The 18,607-nt window shown below is 72.3% G+C and carries 15 protein-coding genes and 1 pseudogene; 11 read left to right on the top strand and 5 right to left on the bottom strand.

The window, feature by feature from the left end; genetic code table 11:
• Nucleotide 1: 1 nt before the first annotated feature.
• The 3 genes from dgoD to ACIBHY_RS14245 form a co-directional block, all read right to left on the bottom strand.
• Nucleotides 2-1,150 (bottom strand): galactonate dehydratase, encoded by a 1,149-nt coding sequence (gene dgoD, locus ACIBHY_RS14255; protein WP_397306853.1) that lies wholly within the window; start codon nt 1,148-1,150, stop codon nt 2-4.
• Nucleotides 1,147-2,211, bottom strand: coding sequence for a Gfo/Idh/MocA family protein (locus ACIBHY_RS14250; RefSeq protein ID WP_397243342.1), 1,065 nt, complete (start codon nt 2,209-2,211; stop codon nt 1,147-1,149). Before ACIBHY_RS14250 ends, dgoD begins: the two co-directional genes overlap by 4 nt.
• A 223-nt stretch (nt 2,212-2,434) precedes the next feature.
• Nucleotides 2,435-3,559 carry a GntR family transcriptional regulator gene (locus ACIBHY_RS14245; protein ID WP_397243344.1) on the bottom strand — a complete coding sequence of 375 codons (1,125 nt, stop codon included), beginning with the start codon at nt 3,557-3,559 and terminating at the stop codon, nt 2,435-2,437.
• An 86-nt stretch (nt 3,560-3,645) separates the two neighbouring features.
• Here ACIBHY_RS14245 and ACIBHY_RS14240 point away from each other — a divergent pair, with 86 nt between their 5' ends.
• From ACIBHY_RS14240 to ACIBHY_RS14195, 10 genes and pseudogenes are all read left to right on the top strand, one after another.
• Nucleotides 3,646-5,439, top strand: a complete 1,794-nt coding sequence (locus ACIBHY_RS14240) for a hypothetical protein (protein ID WP_397306852.1) — start codon at nt 3,646-3,648, stop codon at nt 5,437-5,439.
• Nucleotides 5,440-5,548: 109 nt separating this feature from the next.
• A complete protein-coding gene (locus ACIBHY_RS14235) occupies nt 5,549-6,823 on the top strand; it encodes an enolase C-terminal domain-like protein (RefSeq protein ID WP_397243348.1) in 1,275 nt (424 codons plus the stop codon).
• A 113-nt stretch (nt 6,824-6,936) separates the two neighbouring features.
• On the top strand, nt 6,937-8,289 hold the full coding sequence (locus tag ACIBHY_RS14230; protein WP_397243350.1) for an extracellular solute-binding protein: 1,353 nt from the start codon (nt 6,937-6,939) through the stop codon (nt 8,287-8,289).
• Entirely contained in the window at nt 8,286-9,215 is a 930-nt protein-coding gene (locus ACIBHY_RS14225) for a carbohydrate ABC transporter permease (protein WP_397306851.1), read from the top strand. The genes ACIBHY_RS14230 and ACIBHY_RS14225 overlap by 4 nt, the downstream gene beginning before the upstream one ends.
• Complete coding sequence (locus tag ACIBHY_RS14220; protein WP_397243354.1) at nt 9,212-10,057, top strand: carbohydrate ABC transporter permease; 846 nt, start codon at nt 9,212-9,214, stop codon at nt 10,055-10,057. The genes ACIBHY_RS14225 and ACIBHY_RS14220 overlap by 4 nt, the downstream gene beginning before the upstream one ends.
• Before the next feature lie 5 nt (nt 10,058-10,062).
• Nucleotides 10,063-10,896 (top strand): NAD-dependent epimerase/dehydratase family protein, encoded by an 834-nt coding sequence (locus tag ACIBHY_RS14215; protein WP_397243795.1) that lies wholly within the window; start codon nt 10,063-10,065, stop codon nt 10,894-10,896.
• Nucleotides 10,897-10,999: 103 nt separating this feature from the next.
• Nucleotides 11,000-12,016 carry an oligogalacturonate lyase family protein gene (locus ACIBHY_RS14210; protein WP_397243356.1) on the top strand — a complete coding sequence of 339 codons (1,017 nt, stop codon included), beginning with the start codon at nt 11,000-11,002 and terminating at the stop codon, nt 12,014-12,016.
• Between the two features lie 62 nt (nt 12,017-12,078).
• Nucleotides 12,079-15,279 (top strand): hypothetical protein, encoded by a 3,201-nt coding sequence (locus tag ACIBHY_RS14205; protein WP_397306850.1) that lies wholly within the window; start codon nt 12,079-12,081, stop codon nt 15,277-15,279.
• Nucleotides 15,276-15,362 (top strand): annotated as a pseudogene (locus ACIBHY_RS14200) (twin-arginine translocation signal domain-containing protein); the annotation flags it as partial. The gene ACIBHY_RS14205 and the pseudogene ACIBHY_RS14200, both read left to right, overlap by 4 nt.
• A gap of 207 nt (nt 15,363-15,569) precedes the next feature.
• Entirely contained in the window at nt 15,570-15,785 is a 216-nt protein-coding gene (locus ACIBHY_RS14195) for a hypothetical protein (protein ID WP_397243360.1), read from the top strand.
• Here the strand turns inward: ACIBHY_RS14195 and ACIBHY_RS14190 are convergent.
• Nucleotides 15,775-16,449: a TetR/AcrR family transcriptional regulator C-terminal domain-containing protein gene (locus ACIBHY_RS14190; protein ID WP_397243362.1), complete on the bottom strand. Its 675-nt coding sequence runs from the start codon at nt 16,447-16,449 to the stop codon at nt 15,775-15,777. The genes ACIBHY_RS14195 and ACIBHY_RS14190 overlap by 11 nt on opposite strands.
• Nucleotides 16,450-16,529: 80 nt before the next feature.
• On the opposite strand from ACIBHY_RS14190, the gene ACIBHY_RS14185 reads away from it, so the two are divergent.
• Nucleotides 16,530-17,738 carry a DUF418 domain-containing protein gene (locus ACIBHY_RS14185; protein ID WP_397306849.1) on the top strand — a complete coding sequence of 403 codons (1,209 nt, stop codon included), beginning with the start codon at nt 16,530-16,532 and terminating at the stop codon, nt 17,736-17,738.
• On the opposite strand, the gene ACIBHY_RS14180 is transcribed toward ACIBHY_RS14185, so the two are convergent.
• A complete protein-coding gene (locus ACIBHY_RS14180) occupies nt 17,711-18,577 on the bottom strand; it encodes a polysaccharide deacetylase family protein (protein ID WP_397243366.1) in 867 nt (288 codons plus the stop codon). The genes ACIBHY_RS14185 and ACIBHY_RS14180 overlap by 28 nt on opposite strands.
• Nucleotides 18,578-18,607 lie beyond the last annotated feature (30 nt).

Below are 18,607 nucleotides of genomic sequence, written 5' to 3'. Positions count from 1 at the left end.
CTCACCATTCGGCGAACGAGCCGTCCTCGTGGCGGAAGACCGGGTTGCGCCAGGCGTGCCCGCGATCGGCGGCCCGCCGTACCGTCCGCTCGTCCACCTCCACGCCCAGCCCCGGCGCGGACGGAAGCCCGACGTGGCCGGCGGAGAAGGCGAACACCGACGGGTCGGCCAGGTAGTCGAGCAGGTCGGCGCCGGTGTTGTAGCCGATGCCCAGCGACTGCTCCTGGATGAGGAAGTTGGGCGTGGCGAAGTCCACCTGCAGGCAGGCCGCCAGCGCGATCGGGCCGAGCGGGCAGTGCGGCGCGAGCGTGACGTCGTGGGTCTCGGCCATCGCGGCGATCCTGCGCACCTCGGAGATGCCGCCCGCGTGCGACAGGTCCGGCTGGGCGACCGCGATGCCGGTGGTCACGACGTCGCGGAAGTCCCAGCGGGAGTAGAGGCGCTCGCCGGTGGCGATCGGCACCGACGTGCTCTCCACCACGTGGCGCAGGTCGCGGGAGAACTCCGGCAGCACCGGCTCCTCGGCGAACATCGGCAGATACTCCTCCAGCAGCGGCAGCACCCGCCGGGCCGCAGCGGCGCTGAAGCGGCCGTGCAGGTCCACGCCGACGTCCACGCCGTCGCCGACCGCCTCGCGGACCGCGGCGAAGCGGGCGACGACCGCCCGCACCTGCGCCGCCGACGGCACCGCGGGCAGCGGCCCTTCCCACGCGGCGAACTTGACCGCCGTGAACCCGGCAGCCGCCTTCGCCCGCGCGTCCTCGGCCAGCCTCTCGGGGGTGTCTCCGTGCGCCCAGGTGTAGACGCGGACCCGGTCCCTGACGGGGCCGCCGAGCAGTTCGTACACCGGCACGCCCAGCGCCTTGCCCTTGATGTCCCAGAGCGCCTGGTCGATGCCCGAGACCGCGCTCGACAGCACCGGGCCGCCCCGGTAGAAGCCGCCCTTGGTCATCACCTGCCAGTGGTCCTCGACCCGGCGCGGGTCGGCGCCGGACAGCACGTCCATGAGCGTGCGCACACAGGCGGCGACCGTCTCGGCGCGGCCCTCGACGATCGGCTCGCCCCAGCCGCTCACACCCTCGTCGGTGTCGACGCGCAGGAACAGCCAGCGCGGCTCCACGAAGAAGAGCTCGAATCCGCTGATCTTCACAGGGTGATCTCCAAGCTGGAGTAGAAGGGATCGCCCGGGGCGATCTGGCCTCTGCGCACGGTCTCGCCGGTCTGCGCGGCGCGGTACATGGCGGTGATCAGCTCCAGGGAGTGGCGGCCGTCGTCTCCGCTGGCCCGCGGCCGGCGGCCGGCGCGCAGGTCGGCGACCAGGCCGCGCAGCTGGCCGAGGTGGGAGCTGGACTCGTTCCGCGGGGGCGGCCAGGGGATCTCCTCGACGCCGGGGGCCGGGGTGCAGGTCCAGTCGTCGTTGGCGTAGCCGTACAGGTGGGTCAGCTCGAAGGTGGCGGCGGCCAGGTCGATGCGCAGGTGGCTGACCTGGCGCGGCGCCAGGGCGGTGTTGACGACGGTGGCCAGCGCGCCCGACTCGAAGCGCACCAGCGCGGTGGTCACGTCGTCGGTCTCGATGTCACGGGCCAGCCGGCCGGCCATGGCGCGCACCTCGCGCCAGTCGCCGAGCAGTTCCAGCAGCAGGTCGATCTGGTGGATGCCGAGCCCCATCGCCGGCCCGCCGCCCTCGGTCGCCCACTTGCCGCGCCACGGCACGGCGTAGTAGGCGGGGTCGCGGTACCAGGTGGTCTGGCAGTGCGCCACATACGGCGCGCCGAGCGCGCCGGACTCGATCAGACGCCTGAGGTGCCGCGCGCCGGAACCGAAGCGCTGCTGGAAGACGATCGAGGCGTACGGCCCGCCGTCCCGCTCGGCGGCGGCGATGGCGTCGTACTCCTCCAGCGACAGGCACGGCGGCTTCTCGCACCACACCCACGCCCCGGCGCGCAGCGCGGCGACGGCCTGCTCGCGGTGGAGGGAGGGCGGGCTGGCGATGTCCACGAGATCGGGCTTGACCTCGGCGAGCATGGCGTCCAGGTCGTCGCTCGCGTGCGGGATCTCCCACCGGCTCGCGAAGGACCTGGCCAGGTCCTCGGTGGCGTCGACGACGGCGACGACCTCGATGTCCTCCGGCAATTTACGAAATGTCGGCATATGGACGGCGTTCGCGATCTGACCGCCGCCGACGACGGCTACGCGGATGGGGGGCGGCACCGAGGGAACCTCCTGCTTGGAAAGCGCTTACCGTGAGCGTATGGGGAGGCTCCCACCCCGGCAAGGGGCGGGAACGGATCGAGCGGGCCGGGTGTCGGCGGCCAGGTGTCAGGGCGGCCTGGGTGTCAAGCGGCCTGGGTGTCAAGCGGCCTGGGTGTCAGGGCGGACCGGGTGTCAGGGCGGACCGGGTGTCAGGTGGACAGGGTGTCAGGCAGCCTGGGTGTCAGGCGGACTGCGTGGAGACGACGCGGAGGTAGGCGGAGGCGGCGTCGCGGGTGCGGATCTCGATGGGCAGCACGATGTGCTCGATCTCGCGGCCCGAGTCCGGCTGGTCGATCCGCTCGGCCAGCAGCCGCATCGCCCGCTCACCCATGTCCCGCGAGGGCAGCTGCGCCGCCGCGACCGTCAGCGGCAGCAGGTCGAACGGCCCCGCGTCGTCCATCCCGGCCAGCTCCACCTTCTCCGGCACCTGCACGCCCATCCGGGTCAGGTCGGTGGCGGCGTGGGCCAGCACGTAGCCGTTCGCGCACAGCAGCACCGTCGGCGGCTCGGCCCGCTCCAGCAGCCCGGCCAGCATGGCCCGCCGCCGCTCGTCCGGCAGTCGCAGGTAGGTGGTCAGCGCGGTGAGCTCGGGGGAGATCGGGATGCCGTGCTCGCGCAGCGCCCGTACGTGGCCGGACAGCCGCTCCTGGACGCTGGTGCAGTCGGTGGCGTCCCACAGCGCCATGATCCGGCGGTGGCCCTGGCCGACGAGATAACGCGTCAGCTGGTACCCGGCGGCGAAGTTGTCGAACAGCACCGCGTCCGTGGGCACCTCGGGCAGGTAGCGGTCCACCATCACCAGCGGCACCTTGCGACGGCGCAGTTCGTCGAGTGCCGGGGACTCCGCGTGCCCGTCCACCGGGTAGAGCGCGACCCCGCTGGCCTGGGTGTCGAGCGCCTGCCGTAGCGCGCGTTCCTGCGCGGCCGCCGAGCCCTTGGTGTCGGACAGGAACATCCGGTAGCCCAGCTCGGCGCAGACCGACCCGATGCCGTCGATGATGTCGGTGTTGTGCGGTCCGTGCCCGTGCATGATGTAGGCGATCGAGCGCTCCCTGGCCTGGGGAGGCTCGGCGGGCCGCTCCGCCACGAACGTGCCGCGGCCCCGGTGGCGCACCAGGTAGCCCTCGGTGACCAGCTCGTTGAGCGCCCGCACGGCGGTCGTGGTCGAGACCCCGAAGCGCTCGCACACCTCCCGCTGGCTGATGAACGGCTCGTCGGCGATGTACTCCCCGCGGGAGATCGCGGCGACCAGATCCCGCTTCACCTGCTGGTACAGCGGCTCCTGGGTGTCGCCAGCGTCGCTCATCCCGCCCCCTTCGTCTGCCTATGTGATCGTTGACACGTTAACACGCTAAGACTACTGTCGGCCCCCATTCGGCGAAAGGAGCCCACGTGGACCTGGACCAGTTCCTCAAACTCCAGGACGAACGCTACGATCCCGCCGCGCGCATGCCCTGGCGGCTGTCGCGCAGCAACGGATACCACACCAGGATCCCCGCGGGAACCAGGGTTCACGAGACCCGCGAATCCACCGACTACGCGCTCGCGCTGCTGAGGGCCGGGCGCCTGGACCGCGCGCGCGAGGTGCTCGCCGCGGTCACCGCCCTCCAGGTGACCGACCCCCTGGACGAGCACTACGGCATCTGGGGCTACTTCCTGGAGGAGCCGCCGCACGCGATGGGCCCGGCCGACTGGAACTGGGCGGACTTCATCGGGGTACGGCTCGCCCAGGTGCTGGCCGTACACGGGGACGTGCTGGACGGCGGGGTGGCGGCGGCCCTGCGCCACGCGGCCATGTCGATCTTCCGCAGGAACGTCGGCCCGCGCTACACCAACATCGCCCTGCTCGGCTCGGTGACCGCGGCCGCCGCGGGCGAACTGCTTCCGGAACCCTTCCTGCTGGAGTACGGCAGGGCCAAGCTGACCGCCCTCCTCGCGCTGGACGCCTTCGCCGAGTACAACTCGCCCGCCTACAGCCCGTTCCTGCTGGAGATCGCCGAGCGGGCCCGGCTGGTCGTGACGGACCAGGAGTTCCTGGCCGGCGTGGAGCGGCTGCGGGAGCGGGTGTGGGGCGCGGTGGCCGAGCGGTTCCATCCCGGGACCGGGCAACTGGCGGGGCCGCACGCTCGGGCCTACGACGACTGGCTGCGGCCCGAGTTGACGCGTTATCTGGCGGAGCAGACCGGGGTGCCGATCGGGCAGCGGGCCGGGGTGCCGGAGGGAGACCCGACGCCTCGGCTGATGCCGGGGCTGGCATGCCCGCCGTACCTGGTGGAGCGGTTTCGCGCGTTGCCCGCGGACCCCGTGGAGGTGCGGACGGTCTTCGACGGCGAGACCGCCGGGACCACCTGGCTGACCGAGGACGCCTGCCTGGGCAGCGTGAACGAGGAGTTCGCGTGGGTGCAGCGACGGCCGCTGCTCGGGTACTGGCGTACGCCCGACGACCCGGCCGTGGTCCTGCGCGCCCGGATGACGCACAACGGGCGCGACCTGTCGGCGGCGTGGTGCCGCCAGGCGCAGGACGGGCCGCGCGTGCTGGCCGGGTGGTGGCTCAGCTACGACTCCGGCGACTTCCACCCCAACCTCGACCTGCCGCCCGGATCCGTCTTTCCCGTGGGGGACCTGCGGCTGCGGGTCACGTTGCGAGGGAACGGGGTGTCGGGGCGGGACCTGGGGGAGGGGCGCTTCGAGCTGGCCGCGGGCGGACGCCGGGCCGTGGTGCACACCGCCGCCGCGTCCTTCCTGGGCGCTTCGGCGGGGTGGGTGCTGGCTCGTGACGGGGACGAGGTGGCGGCCGAGGTCGTCCTGTACAGCGGGGAGGTGCGGCCCGTGGACTTCCACGACGCGATCCTGCGCGCGGGCTTCGCCGTCGAACTGCTCACCGGCGACGAGCGGCCCACCGCCTCCCCTTTGACCTGCCACCTTCCACCGGCCGCCGCTCCAAGCCCCGCCAGCCCCGCCGGCTCGACCAGCCCGGCCAGCCCCGCCGGCGCGGCCAGCTCCGTCGCCTCGGTTGGCTCTGCCGCTCCCCGGTCCACCTCACCGGGCGGTCGTCCGGAGGACACCGCCGCGGAACTCGGCACGCAGAGCCGAAGGGCGGAGGGCAGCGGCGGTGCGGAGGCGGTCTGGAGCTGGGGCGGTCTCAGCGTCTCCACACCCGCGCACCCGACGCCCTTCCCCCGCTGACCCGCCGCCAAGCCGTCCCACCACAAAGCCGTCCCACCGCAAAACCGCCCGCCTCAAACCGCCCACCTCCGACCGTCCCGCCTCAAGACACCCGCTGAAAGGCGATGCCGTGACCCCCTCTCCCGGCCAGGTCATGCCCGAGACACAACCCCCCTGGCAGCCCCGCGACGCCCTGCGCATCACCCGGGTGCGCGCGATCGTCACCGCCCCCGAGGGCATCCCGCTGGTGGTGGTCCGCGTGGACACCTCCGACGACGGCCTGTACGGCCTGGGCTGCGCCACCTTCACCCAGCGCTTCCACGCCGTCGCCGCCACCGTGGACGAGCACGTGGCCCCCCTGCTGATCGGCCGCCACCCCGCCGACATCGAGGACATCGTCCGCATGATCCACCTGTCGAGCTACTGGCGCGGCGGCCCGGTCCTGAACAACGCGCTGTCCGGGGTGGACATGGCGTTGTGGGACATCGCCGGCAAACGCGCGGGCATGCCCGTACACGAGCTGCTCGGCGGACGGGTCAGGGCGGCGGCGCCGCTCTACCTGCACGCCGAGGGCGCCACCGTCGAGGCCACGCTGGAGCACGCGCAGCGGCTCATGGCGGCCGGATACCGCCACGTACGCCTGCAGACCGGCCAGCCCGGCCACGGCACCTACGGCGCGCCCGGCGCCCCCGGCGGCTACCCGGCGGCCCCGCATCCCGACGGCTGGGACGTGCGCCACTACCTGCGCACCACGCCCGCGCTGTTCGAGCGGGCCAGGCAGGTGCTGGGGGAGGAGGTCGAGCTGCTGCACGACGTGCACAGCCGCCTGACCCCGAAGGACGCGGTCATCCTGGCCCGCAGCCTGGCCGACCACCGGCTGTTCTTCCTGGAGGACGTGGTGGCGCCCGAGCACTACGACCGCCTGCCCGAGGTCAGGGCCGCCTCGCCGGTGCCGATCGCCGTGGGCGAGCTGCTGGTGTCGGTGCCCGAGGCGGCCAGGCTCGTCCTGAACGGCGGCGTTGACCTGCTGCGCTGTCACATCTCCGCGATCGGCGGCCTGACTCCCGCGCGCAAGCTCACGGCCCTGTGCGAGCTGACCGGGGTGCGCACCGCCTGGCACTCGCCGGGCGACGTCTCGCCGGTCGGCGTCGCGGCCGGCGTCGCGCTCGACGTCAGTACGCCCGCCTTCGGCATCCAGGAGGCGCACGTCTACCCGGAGGCGGTGTGCGAGGTGTTCCCCGGCACGCTCAATCCCGTCGGCGGCCACCTCCATCCCTCCTCCGCGCCCGGCTGGGGCGTGGAACTCGACGAACGGCTGGCCGCGCGGTTCCCGCCGGTCACGCACCTGCACGAGCGGTGGGCGGCGCGGGTGCGCCGCCCCGACGGCGGCCTGGAGCCACCCTAGTTGACGCGTTAAATCACGATATTTCGGCCAAGTTACCATCTCGTGCTTTACACGTTAACGCGTCAAATATAGCGTTCGACTCACCTCGCCCCCCGGCATGAACTGGAGTCCCGATGAACACACACATCGCACGAGGAGCTGCGGGACTGCTCCTGCTCGCCACCGCCGCCTGCGGCGGAGGCCAGGACGGAGCCGACAGCGGCAAGATCGAGATCACCGTCTCCGGCATGCCGCCGAGCACCCAGGCAGAGAGCCAGAAGAACTTCCTGGCCGACGTGGCCGCGTTCGAGAAGGCCAACCCGACGATCAAGCTCAAGCCGACCGAGACCCAGTACGACGTCAAGACCTTCGCCGCGCGCCTGGCGGCCGGCCAGCTGGAGACGGTCTTCCGCATCCCGCTCACCGACCCGCCCTCCATGATCAAGCGCGGCCAGGTCGCCGACCTCACCGCCGAGCTGAAGGTCCTGGCCAACAAGGACTTCGACCCGCGCCTGCTGGCCCCGAGCAGCTCCGGCGGCAAGGTGTACGGCCTGCCCACCGAGGCGTACGCCGCCGGCCTGGTCTACAACCGCGACCTGTTCACCAAGGCCGGCCTCGACCCCGACAAACCCCCGGCCACGTGGGACGAGGTCCGCGCCGCCGCCAAGCAGATCAGCGACAAGACCGGAGTGCCGGGCTTCGGCATGCACGCCACCGCCAACACCGGCGGCTGGATGCTCACCACGATGACCTACTCCTACGGCGGCCGGATGGAGAAGGAGGAAGGCGGCAAGTACGCGCCCGCCTTCGACGACGTCCCCACCAGAAGCGCGCTCGACCTGCTCAAGGCGATGCGCTGGCAGGACCGGTCGATGGGCACCCAGCACCTGCGCAACCAGGACGACCTGCTGCGCGACTTCGCCTCCGGCAAGGTCGCGATGATGATGGGCGCCCCCAACCTCTACTCCAGCTACGTCGCGAAGTTCGCCGGCAAGCCGGAGACCTATGGCCAGACCACGCTCCCTTCGGGCTCCGGCAACGGCACCCTGCTCGGCGGCACGGTCGCCGTGGTCAGCCCGAAGGCCACCCCCGAGCAGCGGCAGGCGGCCGTGAAGTGGATCGACTACTTCTACCTGCGCCCCAAGTACGACCCCGCGCTCGCCACCCAGCGCGCCGAGAAGCGGAAGGCCGACGGCCTGGTCGCGGGCCTGCCCACGCTGCCGTTCTACACCGACGCGGTCTCCGGGCCGGTGGTGGCCGCCGAGAAGGCCGCCTCCAACGTGAACTGGGACCACTTCGCCACCTACAACGAGGGCGTGAAGAAGCAGGAGTTCATCTCCGAGCCGCCGGTCGCCGGGCAGGAGCTCTACGCCGCCCTGGACACGGTGGTGCAGGCCGTACTCACGAGAAAGGACGCCGACCCGGCGGGTGAGCTGGCCAAGGCGGCCGGGAAGGTGACGCCGATCCTGGACAGGTCGCAGCGGTGACGGCGGTCCTGCAGCGGAAGGAGCGGGCGGCGGCGCCCGCGCCGGGCCACCCACGCCGGCGCCGCAGCCCCTATGGCCTGGCCTCGGTGTTGTTCCTGGCGCCGCTGGTGTTCGTCTTCGCCGTCTTCTCCTGGTGGCCGATCATCCAGAGCGGGCTGCTGGCCTTCCAGCGCACCAACCTGGTGGCGGTGGCCGAGTGGGTGGCGTGGGAGAACTTCGCCAACCTGTTCGCCGATCCGCTGCTGGGCACCGCCGTGGTCAACACGGCCTGGTTCACGGTGCTCGCGCTGCTGTTCGGCTTCCCGGTGCCGGTCTTCCTGGCGGTGGTGATGTCGCAGCTGCGGCGGGGTTCGGCGGTGTTCCGGGTCCTGGTGTACCTGCCGGTGGCGGTGCCGCCGGTCGTGGCGATCATGATGTGGAAGTTCTTCTACAACGCCGACTACGGGCTGCTCAACAACCTGCTCGGGGTGGTCGGGCTGGGGCCGTACCCCTGGCTGCAGGACACCGCGTGGGCGATGCCCTCCCTGGTGCTCGAGGCCACCTGGGCGGGCGCCGGCGGCACCGTGCTGATCTACCTGGCGGCGCTGACCGCCGTGCCCAAGGAGCTCTACGAGGCGGCCGAGAGCGACGGCGCCTCGATCTGGCGGCGCGTGTGGCACATCACGCTGCCGCACCTGCGCGGCGTCCTTCTGCTCATGCTGCTGTTGCAGGTCATCGGCACCTTCCAGGTCTTCACCGAGCCGTTCGTCATGACCGACGGCGGGCCCGAGGACTCCACGGTGACGGTCCTGCTGCTCATCTACCGCTACGCCTTCGTCTACGGCGACTACGGCATGGCGGCGGCGCTGTCGGTGCTGCTGGCCGTGGTGCTCGGCGCCCTGTCGGCGGTCTACCTGCGCGCGACCAGAACGTGGAGCAGCTCATGATCTCCAACTTCGACCGGCGGCGCCGGATCGTGCGGGTCGTCCTCGGCTCGACCCAGTTCGCCGTCTTCCTCGGTGTGCTCGTGCTCGGCCTCGGCCCGATCCTCTGGACGATCAAGGGTGCCATCTCGCCCACCCAGGAACTCCTCACCGACCCGCTGCGCCTGTTCCCCGCCAGCCCCGACTGGTCGCTGCTCGGCGAGGCGTGGAGCAGGCTGCGCATCGGCCACTTCATGCTCAACACGGTCGTCCTGGCCGGCGGCTCGTGGCTGGCGCAGATCATCGTCTCCGTCATGGGCGCCTACGCCCTGTCGGTGCTGCGCCCCCGCTACGGCCCCTACGTCTACGGCGCGATCCTGGCCACGTTGTTCCTGCCGGGCAGTGTCTCGCTGGTCGCGCTCTACCTGACCGTCCTGGACCTGGGCATCGCCAACACCACCTGGGCGGTATGGCTGCCGCACGCCTCGCACGCGTTCACGGTCCTGCTCATGAAGCGTTTCTTCGACGGCATCCCACGCGAGCTGTTCGGCGCGGCGCAGGTCGACGGCGCGGGACCGTGGCGGATGTTCTGGTACATCGTGCTGCCCATGTCCAAGCCGGTCCTCGCGGTGACCTCGCTGCTCACGCTGATGGGCGCGTGGAAGGACTTCCTCTGGCCGATGGTCGCGATCTCCGACGGCGAGGCGCAGCCGATCTCGGTGGCGCTGCCCAGGCTGGCGGAGTTCGCCGAGGAGAACATGGTCATCGCCGGGATGTTCATGGCGCTTCTTCCGCCGGTGCTGGTGTTCATCGTCTTTCAGAAGTACATCGTGCGCGGTGTCGGATTCACGGGGGTGAAAGGTTGACCCGAGTGCTGGTCACCGGGGCGGCGGGACTCATCGGGCGCGCGGTCCTCGACCGCTGCGCCGAGGAGGGCGCGGACGTCACCGCCCTGGTGCTCGACGACCCGGGCGACCTCAAGGCCGACCGCGTCGTGTCCGGCGACGCGGGCGACCCTTCGGCGGTACGGCAGGCCGTCCGCGACGCCGACGCGGTGGTCCACCTGGCCGCCATCCCCTCGCCCAACCACGACCCGGCGCCGGAGGTGTTCGGCAACAACACTCGCGCCACCTTCACCGTGCTCGACGAGGCGGGCAGGGCGGGCGTGCGCCGGGCGGCGATCGCCAGCAGCCTGTGCGCGCTCGGCCTGCCGTTCTCCCCCACCCCGGTCAGCCCCGCCTACGTGCCCGTGGACGAGGCGCACCCGCTGCTGATCGCCGACCCCTACGGACTGTCGAAGGAGGCCGACGAGGCCACGGCCAGGATGGCGGCCCGCCTGCACGGCATGTCCGTGGTGGCCTTGCGCTTCCCGTTCGTCGGCGGCGCGGACGAGCGCCTGCCTGAGCGGGCGGCGGAACTGGCCGCCGACCCGTCCGACGGCGCCAGGGAGCTGTGGGCCTACCTCGACCTGCGCGACGCGGCCACCGCCTGCTGGCTGTCGATCACCAAGCCGCTGAGCGGGGCGCACGTGCTGTTCGTGGCAGCCCCCGACACGCTGGCGTCCCGGCCCACCGAGGAACTGCTCGCCCGCCACCACCCCGGCTCCCCGCTGCGCGCGGGGCTGCCGGGCCGGGCCGTACCGATCGATCTGAGTGAGGCCCGGCGCGTCCTCGGCTTCGAGGCCGCGCACCCGTACCGGCTCTGAACAGGAAGGACTCACCCCCCATGAGATCCCGCCTTCCCTCATGGTTACCCTGCGTCGCCATTCTTCGTCTCCGGGCCCGTCACGAACGTCACCTAGGAGTGGCATGCGCCATTTGTCCCGCACCGGCCACGACCTCGTCCTGACCGGGGCGCACCTGACCTATCCGCACGCCAACGGCTTCCACGCGGGCGGCGAGCGGCTGCTGGTGAGCACGTACGGCCCGCGTACCGGCGAGCGGGGCATCAGCAGCGTCGCCTGGCGCGGCGGTGAGCCGGACGAGCGCCCGCTGTGCGCGTTCACGGCGGCGGAGCCGGTCTGGCCCGACGTGGCGCCGGCGGCCGAGGTGGCGGCCTGGGTGCGCGACGGCGCCCTGTACGTCCTCGACCTCGGCGGCGGCGAACCCGAGCCGGTCCACCGGGGCCGAGGACTGCAGGGCCTGTGCTCGATCACCGCCGACGGCCGCCGCGTGGTGGTGATGGAGCACGACGGCGAGGCGGTGGACTGCCTGGAGGTCTCGCTCGCCACCGGCGCGGTCACCCGGCTCTTCCGCGAGGAGTGGTTCGCCAACCACCCGCACCACAGCCCGCACGACGAGGACTGGCTGGCCTACTCCCACGAGGGCCCGGCGAACGAGATCGGCGACCGGGTGTGGGCGTACCACCAGGGCGAGCGCCGCCGCGTCTTCGACCAGCGCGGGATGGCCGCCGGCCACGAGCGCTGGATGTTCCACGACCTCGGCGCCCTCGTCTGCGTCTACGGCGTGAGCGAGCGCGGCCCGCGCGGGCTCTACGCCGTCCACCCCGACGGCCGGCCCGCGCGGCTGGTCAGCGAGGGGGAGCGGATCTGGCACTGCGACATCAGCCGCGACGGCCGTCACGCCGTCGTGGACACCACCGGGCCACACGATGAGCCCGGCCGCGGCTGGGACGACGCCCGCCAGATCTCCGACGTGCTGCTGATCGACGTCGCGACCGGGGAACAGACGTTCCTCGCCAGGACCGGCGCCGACACCCACCCCCGGCACCCGCACCCGATCTTCACCCCCGACGGCTCCGCCGTCCTGTACAACCACGGCGACCCCGCCACCGGGCAGGTCGCGGTGGCCGTCCGCACGATCTGACCGTGCCGCCCGCCACGACGACCAGGAAGGGGCGGGCGGCGGCACACGAGAAGGGACCTCGTATGAAGAGCACCTTACGCCGGGCCGCGCTGGCGGTGCTGGCGGCGGTACTGGCGAGCGGGCCGCTGTCCGCTCCGCCCGCGAGCGCCGACCCCGCTCCGCCCGCCCTTGCGGACCCCGGCCGGCCCGGCGCCACAACCATGGCCGCGCCCGCCGCCAGTGCCACGCTCGGGGCGAACCCGGTCTACACCGGGGTCGTGCGGGCGTGGCCGGGTGACGCCGACAAGAACCCGGCCGCCGCCGTCAGCGAGCGCGGCGGCGTGTCGTGCTGGCAGACGTCGGGCACGCCGTACAACCGCTATGTCTACGTGGACGTGGCCGACGCGGCGATCCCGGCGGGGGCGAGCAGGGCGTACGTCGTCGTGCGGTACTTCGACGCCGGGCCGACCGGCATGGACATCCACTACGACGGCACGGCCGGGGCCTTCACCGGCTCGGCCAACCTGCAGCTGACCGGCTCGGGCACGTGGAAGACGCACCAGTACGAGCTCGGCGGCATCACCTTCAAGAACCGCGCCAACGGCGCCGACTTCCGGCTCAACGTCAAGGCCGACGCCGCGTCGATGCCGGGCGTGTGCGTGTCGCGGGTCGACGTCTACTTCACCGACCCCTCGCAGCTCAGCGTGACCAGCAAGTCGCTGGTGTTCACCCAGGGCCAGAACGCGATCACCTTCTCCTCCACCGCCGGCCAGATCGACTGGACGGTCGGGGACCCGAACGGGGTGCCGCTGCGCTCCGGCACGCTGCCGGTCGCGAACGGCGCCGCAAGCCTCGACATTTCGGCATTCGGGCCCGGCTACTACACGCTGACCGCCAAAACCCCGCTCACCACCCGGTCCACCAGCTTCGGCGTCATCACCCCGCTGGCCGCGAAGGACCCCTACTTCTCCGTCGCGATGCACTACGGCTGGCAGAAGGGCTACGAGGAGGCCCTGCTGGAGACCATGGGCCGCATCGGCTGGAGCGAGGTCCGCTCCGACGCCAGCTGGAGCGGCATCGAGAAGCAGCCCGGCGTCTACACGCACGAGGGCTACCCCCTGCACATGGGCCTGAACGAGGCCGCCAAGCACGGCATCAAGACCATGCCGATCCTCGGCTACCGCAACCCGCTCTACGACGGCGGCAAGACGCCCAGCACCCCCGATGGCCTGGCCGCCTTCGCCCGCTTCGGCGCCGCCGTGGCCGCCGAGTACGCCGGGCAGACCCGCGACCTCTCCATCTACAACGAGTACAACTCCACCGGCTTCAACGACGGCGCCTGCGGCATCACCCCGCAGTGCTACCTGAACATGGTCAAGGCCGTCGACCAGGCCGTGCCGGGCACCACCAACCTGGTCGGCCCGACCTCGGCCGGCACACAGCTCGCCTGGCACGAGGAGTTCATCAACCTGGGCGGCCTGAACCACCTCGACACCTTCAGCGTGAACTTCTACGGCTACGCCGCCCTCGGCGCCGGCACCCCGCCGGAGAAGACGGTCCTGGTCACCGAGTTCCCGCAGCTCGTCCAGAAGGTGAAGGCCAAGAAGAACATGCCGATCTGGGTCAGCGAGAACGGCTGGCCCACCCACACCGCGGGTTCGACGGAGGCGCAGCAGGCCGACTACCTGATCAGGGCGCAGACCCTGGCCAAGGCCGCCGGCGCGAGCAAGTACTTCTGGTACGACGTGCTCGACGACGGCGACAACGCCGGCGAGCGCGAGCACCGCTTCGGCCTGTTCCGCCGTCCGGGCTCCGGCATCGGCGCGCCCGCGCCCAAGCCGGCCGCGATCTCCAACGCCGTGCTCATCCGCCAGCTCGCCGGCCGTACGCTCGGCGCCCGCCAGAACCTCGGCGACCCCGAGATCTACTCCTACCCGATCAGCGGCGGCAAGCGCCTGCTGTGGGCCACCCAGCCCCGCTCGGTCACGCTGGCCGCGCTCACCCCGGTGACGCTGACCGACCAGTTCGGCAAGGTCGGCACCCTCACCCCGCAGGCCGGCAAGGTACGCCTGGACCTGGACGGCAGCCCCGTCTTCGTCTCCGGCGCCCTGGCCGCCAAGGCCGGCGCCTCGCCGCTGTCGGCCGGCGCCCCCGAGAAGTCGGTCACCGGCGAGAAGCTCAAGGTGACGGTCACCGCCGACCGCACCGGCGGCACGCACCTGCCCAGCCGCCTGACCGTCGCCGCCGGCGACGTCACGGCCGACCTGGTCACCCGCAGGGGCCAGAAGACCTCGGTCACGCTGGAACTGCCCGCGACCGGCACCACCGGCACCCGCGCCGTCACCGCGAGCGCCGCCGACGCCCGCGGCGCCATCGCCAGGCTGCGCACCTCCACGCGGGTGCTCAAGCCGTACTCGATCAAGGCGCGGCCGGTCGTCGACGCCAAGAAGGTCAAGGTCACGCTCACCAACAACAGCCCCACGACGCCGCTCACGCTCGGCTCCGTCGGCTGGCGGGTCGGCCCCTGGCAGGGGACGATCGCCGGCCCGCCGCAGGTCGCGCCGTCCGCCACGGCATCGGTCGAGGCCACGCTGCCGCAGGTCGCGCCGTTCGTCGCCTACGGCTACGCGGTCAACGCGGGCGAGGCGGCCGAGAGCGGCTCGATGAGCTTCACCCCCGTGGAGAAGGCGGGCGCGATCACGCTTGACCCGATCAACCTCGACACCCTGGGCCGCTGGGTGGGCCTGCGGGGCGGGACCAGGACCGGGCCCGACGACCTGTCCGGGAACGTCCGCTTCACGCACACTCCCGAGGCGCTGATCCTGGACGCGGTGATCAAGGACGACACGCACAACGCCGCCCGCGACGCCGCGCTCGCCTGGCAGGTCGACTCGATCCAGTTCGACCTGTACTCCGCCTTCCCCAGCGAACTCGACGGCACCCGGGTCGAGGTCGGGGCGGCCCTGCTTCCCGGCGGGCCCGTCGCCTACAGCTGGGGCCCGCCTCCTGGGCAGCCGGCCGGGCCGACGCCCGGCGCCGACGTCCGGGTGACGCGGGACGAGGCGGCCAAGACCACCACGTACCGGCTGGCCGTACCGTGGAAGTCGCTGGGGCACGACGCGCCGCCGGCCGGTCTGGTCGGGCTGTCGTTCCTGGTCAACGATGCCGACGCGGGCACGATCGGCGACGCCCGCGACGGCTACCTGGAGTGGGGCGGCGGGGTGGGCTCCGCGCCCAAGAACCCGGCGCTGTTCCGCTCCGCCCAGCTCGTGGGACTGGCATGAGCGCCCTGTCGCGGCGTACGTTCCTGGCGGCCACGACCACCGCGAGCGTGGCGGCGGCGACAGGCTCTTCCGCCACCTCAGCTCCAGCCTGGGCTTCTCCCTCAACACCATGCAGGGGGACCGGGCGGGCACCTACGACAACCCCAACAAGAACGGCGTCGTGGTGCAGCAGTGGCCGCTCGGCACCGCGGTCATGCACGACCGCGTGGCCTTCTACCCGCACAACCTCGACCGCGGCATCGACACCTCGGAGAACCTCAGCTGGGCGCTGGCCTTCGGGCTCGACCACGGTGACCGGCACCGATCCGGCGATCACCGAGTGGGACGGCACCGCCGTGGACCTGACCGGCGCCGAGGTGCGATGGGAGGTGAGCGACAGGCGCGTCGTCAAGGTGCGCGACGGCCGGCTGATGGGGTGCGGCGGCAAGGGCTGGGCGACTGTGCGGGCGGTGGTGACCCGCGCGGGCGTGCCCGCCTACACCAGCGTGGAGCGCGTCACGGCCTGACCCGCTCGCGCACGAGGGCTTCGACGCCGTCGAGCAGCCGTGCCAGGCCGAACTCGAAGCTCTCCTCGGGCCGGGGCGCCAGCGCCCCGGCCCTCGCCGCTCTGACCAGCGCCGGGTAGGCCTCCGCCGCCCCGTCGGGCTCGTCGTCGCGCACCGGCGCCGGGTCGAGGGCCGAGCGGGCCATGCCGCGGACGTAGGCGTCGAGGGCTTCCACGACGTCCACCTTCTCGGGCTCGGTCAGGCCGGTGGCCTCCAGCGAGGCCAGCGTCGAGTCGTACCACGCCACGAGGTTCGGGCCTGGCCGTACCTGTGCGACGGCCAGCTGCAGGACCCAGGGGTGGGCGCGGTAGCCGTACCAGTCGGCGCGCGCGCCCGCCTCCAGGCGCTCGCGCCAGCCGCCCGGCAGGGTGTGCGGCAGCGGGCCGGTGCCGATGATCCAGTCGAGCATGAGCGCTTCCAGCGCGGGCTTGCCCGGCACGTACGTGTAGAGGGAAGCGGCGCCCGCGCCCAGCGCCTTGGCCAGCCGGTTCATCGTGAGCGCCGCCAGGCCGTCGGCGTCGGCGATCTCGACGGCCATGGTGATCACACGCTCCAGGTCGAGGCCCTGCTTGGGCCCCCGGGTCGGGCGCCGCACGCGCCCCCACAGCAGGTCGTCGATCGTCATCTTGCGGCCATCCTACAACTCCGTATAGCGTTCGGAGTCACGAAACTCCGAACATCAATCGGAGTTGTGGAGGGGGAGTGATGGCTTCAAGCGAACGCTCGGCCGCGCCCGACCTGGCGCGTGGCCTGATGCTGGCGATGATCGTGCTGTCGAACGTGGTGTTCCACCTGTGGGCCGCGCCCACGGGACCCTCCGGCTGGCATCCCGCGGACGGGTCGGCGGCCGACCGGATCACGCAGTTCCTGATGATCGTCCTGGTCGACCTGCGGATCTATCCGCTCTTCGCCTTCCTCTTCGGGTACGGCATGGCCCGCCTCATGGACCGGCAGGTCGGCCGGGGCGACTCACCGGCCGCGGCGGTCCGGCTGGTACGCCGCAGGAGCCTCCTGCTGATCGCCTTCGGCCTGGTCCACGCCGCCCTGCTGCTGGCCGGCGACATCCTCGCCGTGTACGGCCTGATCAGCCTGGTCCTCGGCGCCCTGTTCCTGCGCCGCACCGACCGCACGCTGCTCGTCTGGGCCGCGATCTTCGCCGGTCTGCTCGTCGTGCTGGCGCTCGGGCTGAACGCGCTGATGCTCGCGACCGGCGTGTCCGACGCCGCGCCCGGTCACGTCGTCACGCCCGGCCACGCCGAGTACGCCACCGGCGAGGACGGCTGGCTCGCCGCCGCCGCCGGGCGTCTGGCCACCTGGGGAATGCTCCTGCTCGGCGCGCCGGCGCAGTTCGGCATGCACGCCGTCCTCCTGCTGGGGATCTGGGCCGCCCGCAACCGCGTCCTGGAGGAGCCCGTCCGCCACCGCCGGCTGCTGGTCGTCACGGCCGCGGTGGGCATCCCGCTCGGCTGGCTGGGCGCGCTGCCGTCCGCCCTGGCCCACTTCGGCGTCCTGAGCGTGCCGAGCGGGGCGCAGGCCGACCAGGGCGAGCTGTTCCTGCTGCAGGCGGCGACCGGGATCTTCGCCGGGCTCGGCTACGTCGCGGTGTTCGCCCTGCTCGCGACCGGCGGGTGGGTGCGCCGCCCGCTGGGGCTCGCGGTGAGCGCCGCGGGCCGCCGGTCGCTGTCGGTCTACCTCGCCCACTCGGTGCTGCTGGGCCCGGTGCTGGCCGCGTGGGGCCTCGGGCTCGGCGCTCATCTGGGCAGCGCGGGCGCGGCACTCTACGCGCTGGGCGCGTGGCTGATCACGCTCGCGCTCGCCTTCTTCCTGGAACGGCGCGGCCTGCCCGGCCCGGCCGAGGCACTCCTGCGCCGCCTGCTCTACCGGCCTCAGGCCGCGGCCGACGTGCGCACGTAGTGCTCGGCGATCTCGTCACTGGTGGTCAGCCAGATGTCCGGCTGGGCGGCCAGGTACTCCAGCGCCTGGTCCACGTACTTGGCGCGGAAGGCCTGGCCGGTCACGAACGGGTGCAGCGCCAGCGCCATCACCCGCCCGCTGTCCCGGGAGTCGGCGCGCAACTGCTCGTACTGGTCCTTGACGATCCGCAGGAACTCCGGCCCGCTCGTCCCCTTGGAGAACAGCGCCAGGTCGTTGAGCTCCAGCGTGTACGGCACGCTGATCACGCCGGGCACGTTCAGCCGGTACGGCTGGTCGTCGTTGGTCCAGTCGAGCACGTAGCTCAGCCCGAGCTCGGCCAGCAGGGCGGGGGTGTTGAACGTCTCGGTCAGCCCCGGCCCCATCCAGCCCTTCGGCCGCCGCCCGGTCGCCCCCGCGATGGTGTCCACGACGTCGGTGAGGAAGGCGCGCTCCTCCTCCGGTTCCATGCCCGTGTGCAGGATGGAGTTGGTACGCCCGTGCGCCAGCCACGCCCAGTCGCGGCGCAGCCCCGCCTCGATGATCTGCGGGTAGTGCACGGCCACGTCGGAGTTGAGCAGCGCGCTGGCCCGCACGCCGTGCCGGTCGAGGCTCTCGATCGTGCGCCAGATGCCCACGCGCACGCCGTAGTCGCGCCAGCCGTAGTTGAGCGCGTCGGGCACGAGGTCGGCGGTGCCCGGCCAGATGCTGGTGGACGGGCGGTCGATGAGGAAGTGCTCGATGTTGAGCCCGACGTAGGCGGCGACCTTGGCGCCGCCGGGCCAGGTGATCGCGGGCCGATCGGGGATGGGGCTGTAGTCGAAAAGCGTCTGGTTCGTCATGCGAGAACCGTAAGACTTGCCATTGATGTC

This window comes from Nonomuraea sp. NPDC050547 (assembly GCF_044457345.1).
In the GTDB taxonomy this organism is placed as follows: Bacteria; Actinomycetota; Actinomycetes; order Streptosporangiales; family Streptosporangiaceae; genus Nonomuraea.
Note: the sequence above shows the minus strand (reverse complement) of the source record. Positions and strands in the feature narration are given on the sequence as shown.